5 protein-coding genes are annotated in these 6,854 nt (G+C 33.8%); all 5 read left to right on the top strand.

Features of this window, described 5'->3' with window-relative positions; genetic code table 11:
- On the top strand, positions 1-1,695 hold a 1,695-nt coding region (locus B096_RS0105165), incomplete at its 5' end, for a DUF7619 domain-containing protein (protein WP_026254114.1).
- Positions 1,696-1,765: 70 nt separating this feature from the next.
- Positions 1,766-2,143, top strand: a complete 378-nt coding sequence (locus B096_RS0105160; protein WP_018579693.1) for a hypothetical protein — start codon at positions 1,766-1,768, stop codon at positions 2,141-2,143.
- Between the two features lie 65 nt (positions 2,144-2,208).
- Positions 2,209-4,113 carry an L-type lectin-domain containing protein gene (locus tag B096_RS0105155; RefSeq protein ID WP_018579692.1) on the top strand — a complete coding sequence of 635 codons (1,905 nt, stop codon included), beginning with the start codon at positions 2,209-2,211 and terminating at the stop codon, positions 4,111-4,113.
- On the top strand, positions 4,097-5,401 hold the full coding sequence (locus B096_RS0105150) for an RNA polymerase sigma factor (protein WP_018579691.1): 1,305 nt from the start codon (positions 4,097-4,099) through the stop codon (positions 5,399-5,401). The genes B096_RS0105155 and B096_RS0105150 overlap by 17 nt, the downstream gene beginning before the upstream one ends.
- 253 nt (positions 5,402-5,654) lie before the next feature.
- The gene (locus B096_RS0105145; protein WP_018579690.1) at positions 5,655-6,854 is read left to right on the top strand and encodes a phosphoglycerate kinase; all 1,200 of its coding nucleotides are present in this window, start codon (positions 5,655-5,657) and stop codon (positions 6,852-6,854) included.

Here is a 6,854-nt window from a genome sequence, read left to right as displayed (position 1 = left end):
GGAAAACCTGAAGTTAAATCAAATAAAGAAGTAAATGACGCAAGTGGTGATAACTTTGCAAGTCCTGGAGAAACATTGAACTATGTCATTACAGCCGAAAATAAAGGTGCAGTAAAAGCAGAAAATGTAATGATCCAAGATAAACTTGAAAATGTCTTACCACATGTAGAAGATACATCTTTCGTTCTAGTTAAAATTAATAATAACGGTGTGATTTCAACTTATACTATTCAAGACTTAATTGATGGAATTAACGTAGATATTGAAGCAGGTGCTAAAGCAGTAGCAAGCTTCTCCGTTGTAGTAAAATACGATCTAGATGTAACAACCGTTACAACAATTTCAAATAAAGCTACAGTTGGAGATACAACACCTGAGATTGAAATTCCTACAGGTTCAACAAACATCAATGCAAGTAAAGAAGTAATTGATGCTAATCGTGATGGCTTTGCAAGTCCTGGAGAAACGCTAACATATATTATTACAGCGAAGAGCACTTCAACAATTGCAAATGAACCAACATTAGTGAAAGATACTCTTGAAAATGTCTTACCATATGTAAATGATCCAATGCAAAATGATGTTACTGTTAACATTGATGGGGTAATTAGTACCTACAAGATAAGTGACTTAATCAATGGATTTACGATTCAACTCGATAAAAATTCAGTAGCCGTGATATCATTTAATGTAGTGGTCAAAGAAAATCTCGATGTATCAACTGTGGATAAAATTGCTAATAAAGCTGTAATTGGCGAAAAAAATCCTAGTGTTGAAATTCCTGTTGATAACTATGACGTTAAGGCTACTAAGAACGTTACAGATGAAAATGGAGATGGTAAAGTACAATTGGGTGAAGTATTGACTTATGAAATTGTTGCTAAGAACGAAGGTTCTGTAACAGCGAATGATTATCTAATTCAAGATACTTTGGAAAATGTACTACCTTATGTTGAAAATCCAAATTCAAATACTGTGATCATCGATTATGGATCATCACAAGATGTAGTTTCAGTACAAGACTTGATTGATGGCTTAAAACTTGATATCAATGGTAAATCGACTGTCTCTATAAAATTCTCAGTCCAAGTAAAAACGGACTTAAATTTGGAAGATGTTAAGAGCATCGTAAATAAAGCTGTAGTAGGGAATGACACTCCTTCAATTGAAATACCATTTGCAGAGGTTGATATTTGGGCCGATAAAGCCGTATTTGATCAAAATGGAGATGGTTATGTAGAAGGTGGAGAAATCCTAGACTATGTAATTACAGCTAAGAATAACGGTACACAACCAGTTAAAAATCTTGTCATCAAAGACGAGATGAAGGAAGTGATCAATTCCGTTGAAGATATTACAAATATTACTGCTCAAGTGGAATATCGTGGAGAAGTCAAAGAAGTTAATATTCAAGATATAATCCATGGTATCACCGTAGATCTAAACAGTTCGGAAGATATTCAAATTCGATTTAAAGTTAAAGCGTTAAATAATTTGGATAACATTAAGCAAATCAATAATATTGCCACAATTGGTGATAAAGAAGTTGAAGCTTCAATTGAAGTAAAAGCAAAATCAATTCTTCCGCAAACAGGTATGGGTAATGATCGAATCGTTATCTCATCTGCGATAGTTGTGATTGGTGCAGCAATGGCTCTCATTTCTCGAAAAGGGAAAAAAGACGAAAACGAATAAAATTTAATCTTAAAACAGTTACGGTTGTTTATTCAGCCGTAACTGATTTAAGTTTAATAGAAAGGGAAATATGGAAAAGAAAAAACGTAATATAATTATTGTTAGTGTAGTAATCGTTGCACTTGCCATGGGACTAATATACGGTTTCATGAGTTCAAAAGAACGTGCTGCCAAGAATATAGCTAAATCATTCTACGAGAATTTTTATTATACCCAAATAACGATGGGGCAAGATGAAGATGACATTAATAAATTGATGAAAGAAATTAGCAAAAAGGGCATCTCGGTATCTTTAGAAGCAGTAAGCAATGTTAATGAAATTGATGTTCAAAGTGACTTAGATAAATTAAAAGGATGTAAGCTTGATAATTCATTTATCAAGATCACACCCAATGATCCGTACGCAATCAATGACTATGCAATCGAAACAAATCTTGATTGCAAATAGGGATATTACCCCGATTACGAATCGGGGTAATATTTGTATTTTAGGATTTAGTGAGGTGGAATATAATGAAACAAAAAATTTTATTGATTCTTTTAGTAATAAATATACTATTCCTATCAGTGGTCGGTGTTAATGCAAACTATAAATATGAATCTACAAGTGTTTTTAATGTATCTGATGGTGAAAGAGAAGTTCAATTAACAAACGGTTCTAATCAAACTACTTCGATGTGGAATGCAGATAAAATTGATCTAACACGTGATTTTGTATTATCTTATAAAGTCTTTTTAGGGAGTAAAACAAATTATGGTGAAGGAATGACATTGACATTTCACAACGATCAACAAGGACTTAAGGCAATTGGTGGCGGTGATGCATGTTTGGGTGTCTATGACTGCAGTGGAAAGAAGATAAACAACGCATTTGCAATTGAATTCGATACAACCTATTCAAATATACCTTCTTTAGATAATGGAGCAGATGATACAACGATACCGCAAATTGTCGATACAAATAAACTGGGACACGTTGCATTCATGATTCCAAGTCAGTACACGCGCGACCACTATAATTTGCATTACAACGTATTTAATCCGTTAAGTAACGATAGCTTTCATGATGTTTTAATTAAATGGAATGCTACTAGTCGAATGATTTCATTTCAATTTGATGATTCTGTTGAACAGTTTCATGATTTGAAAGATTATAAAAATATATTGAAAAGTGATCATGTTTTCTGGGGCTTTACTGCGGCCACATCTGCGATACCTGCTAAATTTGTGGTGAAAGACATAGATTTGCAATATAAAGATGTCGCAATGATAATGCAAGTTAAAAATGATAATGTAAATGGCTCGTATGCGAGTCTTGTTAATAGTGTAGTGAACGATGAATTGCAAATTAAACTTGAGATTAAATCATGGAAAGAACTTTCGAATGCGACGATCCAATTGGATATACAGCCTGGCCTTGAAATTAAGAATGACACAATAGTTTTTAATAATACTGATGTCAATATCAACAAGAATAACGAGATTGAGATAAAGAAAGTTCCTTTAGGAGGAAGTACGCTCACATTTAGTTTAACCAATACCTCAGAGCAAAATAAACGTATGAGTGCTTCAATTGACTCGAATGATAATGCAAGAGTAGAGTCAAATTCGATTGAAATTCTTCAAAACGGATACCGAAAACTGATTTACGATGGTAATGGAAGTGATGGTGGGGATGTAGATGTTGAAGATGCACCAGTACTGGTAGGAAGTACAGTTTTTGTAAATAATCCTGGAAGTTTATATAAAAATGGATATGTTTTTGATCATTGGAATACGAAAATGGACGACAAGGGTACTCAATATCGCCCATTAGATAAGTTTAAAATTAGCAACAACGGTAATACTCTTTATGCTATATGGAAACCAATTGAAGAATCTGATATTATCGTTCGCTTTTTAACAAGTGATAAAGGTGTTATTCAAGGTGAAACAAACTATGCGATTAAACGCGGATCACATTTAAGTGCATATCCGAGTGTTAAACCAAGTAATGGTTATTCTTTTGTAGGTTGGCGTAAAGGTGAAGTGGTAGTGGATTTGGATGACTACATATTTAATGACGATACTACCTTGATGGCACAATATGTTCGCAATGCTAAGAAATTTAAATTAACGGGATTAGCAGAAGGTATTCGATATGAATTATTAAATGGTAAAACACTTACGAGTAGAGATGAAATTGATAAAAACCATGAGAAATTATCGATTGATTATGCATTCAAGGAAAGTAATGGAGTAATTAAAAATACGAAACCAATTTATAAATTAAACATGGTTGAAGAAAAAGAAAAACGTACAGAGACAAATTATATACTTCCTATTTTAATGGGTGCATTTTTCTTAGCGATGCTAGGGATTGATGTATATAGATATAAAAAACAGAGAAAGGAAAATCAAAATGACAACACAAATTGATAACACTCTAATTGAAAAGTATTTAGCAGATGGATATTCCGATCAAGACTTTGAAGAAATATATTCCCATTATTACAAATATGTATACTATCGCAGTTTCAGTTTGATAAAAGATGCAAATCTTGCTGAAGATTTGACTCAGGATACTTTTTGTAAAGTATATCAAAACCTTCATTTACTTGAGCATGCTGAGTCTTTTATTACATGGATTAATCGAATAAACTACTCTGTTTTTTGTAATGGTTATAATAAAAAAATTAAGCAATCGGAAGTAGATTTGGGCGATAAGTTTGATTTTAATCTTGTTCAGTCAGGCGATGAAGAACCCAGTGAAGTGTCTAAAAATACAGAGCTAGCAAATATTATTGCCAGTGCGATTGTTAAATTACCCAGTAAACAACAGATCGTCGCGCGTTTATATTATTATGACGAAATGAGCGTTCAAGAAATTTCAGAGGTTCTCAATATACCCATCGGGACAGTAAAGTCACGATTAAGTGGATTAAGAGCTAAATTAAAGAAAATTTTAAAAAATTCAAAAGTTACACCATCAGTTTACTTTTCTTTTACACCATTAGTGATGTATCAAGCATTTGAACAAATTCAAAGACAAATTTCTGTACCTAGTATTCCTCCAGTGAAGGAAGTGATTACTCAAGCAAATATTAATATTCCTGTAACTGAATCCGCCAATATTATTCCATATTTTACAGTGGCGGGTGTTGTTGTATCAATGATAGGTGGGGGTTATCTTCTTAACATTTATGGTGGTGCAGAAGAACCAGCAATTACTTCTCTAAAAACTCCAGTCACACCTATTTGTGGGGAAGCTCCAATTTCAATTGCATTCGATGATTCGCAACATATTCAAAGTGTTGTACTCTTAACGGAGGATGGTAATAAATTCAGTTTTGAAAAAAATGAAAACGAGTATGATATCGTGATTGACAAAAATTCAAATTATCGGATAGTAGCGCTTTTAGATAATGGTAAGGAACTTACACATGATCTAGCAGTTTCTTCATTCGATTGTAAGAGCCCAGAAATATCAACAGTCGATTATGATGATGAAAAAGAACTGTTCATGATTGAGGTTGCTGATGACAATTCAGGGATTAGTGTTGAAAATTCATATTTAGAATCGAGTGGTACTCAGTTTAAGGGGACTTACGATAAAGAGACTTCTATTTTTACAATACCAATCGATTTATCAGCTAAATCTTTGTTGCACATTGAGGATATGGCAGGAAATTGGAGCAATTTAGAGATAGATGTATCTGGAGAGTAAGATTAGTTACCTATAATGTCATTTTACGTTTAATAATAAAAGTTGATTGGACAGATTACTTTCCCTCTTATTTTCAAATTAGTGAAAATATTTACTTAAACTTTCCTGTATTTGCACAAGCAATAAACTTTTAAGTATGAATATGTTGTGCTTAAACCGTTTTCATGTGTGAAATCATAAACAACTGCTTATGAACTCATTGAGAAACCTATTTGTATTTGTTATAATGGGAAAGGTAAATAAGGAGGCAATTATGACAAAAAGAACTGTCAGTGATTTGGATGTTGCTGGTAAGAAAGTCATTGTACGTGTTGACTTTAACGTTCCATTAAAAGATGGCGTTATTACAGACGATAACCGTATCAATGGTGCACTTCCAACAATCAAATATTTGGTAGAAAACAAAGCAAAAGTTATTCTTATGTCACACTTGGGGAAAGTAAATCATAAGGATTCAGAAAAAACTGAAGCAGATAAAGCTAAAAATAACATGGCGCCTGTTGCAGTTAGACTACAAGAATTAATGCCTGAAACAAATGTTAAATTTGTTCCAGTTACACGCGGTAGCGCATTAGAAGATGCAATTGCAGCAATGGAAGATGGCGACATCGTATTGATGCAAAATACACGTTATGAAGTTGGCGAAAGCAAATGTGACGACAACTTATCAAAATACTGGGCAAGTTTGGGAGACTTATTTGTAACTGATGCTTTCGGATCAGTACACCGTGCACATGCCTCAACTGTAGGAATTGCACAACATCTTCCTTCAGCACTTGGATTCCTTGTTGAGAAAGAAGTTAAATTCTTAACAGAAGCAATCTACTCACCAAAAAGACCATTCGTAGCGATTTTAGGTGGTGCTAAGGTAAGTGATAAAATTAATGTTATTGAAAACTTATTAGACGTAGCTGACAAAGTTATTGTTGGTGGTGGAATGGCTTATACATTCTACAAAGCAAAAGGCTATGAAATCGGTACTTCACTTGTTGAAATGGACCGTATTGATGTAGCGAAAGCAATTATGGAAAAAGCTGGCGATAAGTTAGTATTGCCTGTGGATACTGTTGTTGCTAAGGAATTTGCACCAGATGCAACACCAGTTGTTGTACCATCAAATGCTATTCCTGCAGATATGATGGGACTTGACATCGGTCCTAAGACAATCGAATTATTCGAAAAAGAATTACAAGGTGCGAAAACTGTAGTTTGGAATGGTCCAATGGGTGTGTTTGAATTTGACGCATTTGCACAAGGAACATTATCAATCTGTAAAGCAATTACAGAACTTCCTGATGTATTGAGTGTTATCGGTGGTGGAGATTCCGCAGCTGCAGCAATTCAATTAGGATTCAAAGACCAGATTACTCACATCTCTACAGGTGGAGGAGCAAGTTTAGAATTTATGGAAGGAAAAGAATTGCCAGGTATTGCAGCAATTCAGGATAAATAA

Source organism: Erysipelothrix tonsillarum DSM 14972 (assembly GCF_000373785.1).
Lineage (GTDB): Bacteria > Bacillota_I > Bacilli_A > Erysipelotrichales > Erysipelotrichaceae > Erysipelothrix > Erysipelothrix tonsillarum.
The sequence above is the reverse complement of the archived record's forward strand: the minus strand, read 5'-3'. Positions and strand labels throughout refer to the sequence as shown.

What these genes read in the sequence shown, in the direction of transcription:
- B096_RS0105160 (WP_018579693.1), top strand. Translation starts at nt 1,766, where the DNA reads ATGGAAAAGAAAAAACGTAATATAATTATTGTTAGTGTAGTAATCGTT.
- B096_RS0105155 (WP_018579692.1), top strand. Translation starts at nt 2,209, where the DNA reads ATGAAACAAAAAATTTTATTGATTCTTTTAGTAATAAATATACTATTC.
- B096_RS0105150 (WP_018579691.1), top strand. Translation starts at nt 4,097, where the DNA reads ATGACAACACAAATTGATAACACTCTAATTGAAAAGTATTTAGCAGAT.
- B096_RS0105145 (WP_018579690.1), top strand. Translation starts at nt 5,655, where the DNA reads ATGACAAAAAGAACTGTCAGTGATTTGGATGTTGCTGGTAAGAAAGTC.